The 833-nt window shown below is 42.9% G+C and carries 1 protein-coding gene; it reads right to left on the bottom strand.

The annotated features are described in order from the left end of the window. The coding region (locus A3763_RS22015) for an adenylosuccinate synthetase (protein ID WP_197483040.1) at positions 1-563 on the bottom strand (563 nt) is incomplete at its 3' end. Positions 564-833 lie beyond the last annotated feature (270 nt).

Here is an 833-nt window from a genome sequence, read left to right as displayed (position 1 = left end):
AGCGTCTTTTGATAATCTACAGGCTCAACTTTGTAGAAGTTTTCCAATACAAAGTTGTGGTATTCCATAATTTCTTTAAGCTTTTTAGCAAAGTTTTCTGCATCAACCAAGTCACCTAACCTTAGACCTCGACGAGAAACTTTATCTTCATACGCTGGGCCGATTCCGCGACCAGTCGTACCGATCTTATCAGCACCTTTCGCTATCTCTCGCGCTTGATCAAGCGCAACGTGATAAGGCAAAATTAATGGGCAAGCCAAACTCAGCTTTAAGCGCTCCTTAACCGGCACACCTTTTTCTTCAAGTTCAGTCATTTCCTTGATAAGAGCATCAGGAGCAAGCACGACGCCATTACCAATCAGACAAGTAACGTTATCACGTAGAATTCCGGAAGGAATCAAATGTAATACTGTCTTTTCCCCGTCAATTACCAGTGTATGACCGGCATTATGGCCACCCTGGAATCGCGCTACCGTCGCAACCTGATCTGTTAATAAGTCAACGATTTTACCTTTGCCTTCGTCACCCCATTGGGTGCCCAAAATGACAACATTCTTACCCATAACTTCTCTTCTCATAGAAAAAGCACAATGCTTTTATTGCTAATTGCCAGCTAAACAAGATACTGACAAGCCTTTAAACTGAATGGACCGCTATCTTAGCCGCCCGAAATAACACTAGCCAACAGGCTCAAGAGCCCATTGTTGATCTTTTAATACCAGCTGTTTGCTACAAGAATACCCTTTCGCAGTATCTGCAGCATTTAACGCTTGAACTACCTGATAGGACTTACGTAGCGCTGCTACCTCACTATGCAATTTTTTATCATCAGA

The sequence above is a fragment of the Oleiphilus sp. HI0128 genome, assembly GCF_001635365.1.
This window is presented reverse-complemented; position numbering and strand designations above follow the sequence as displayed.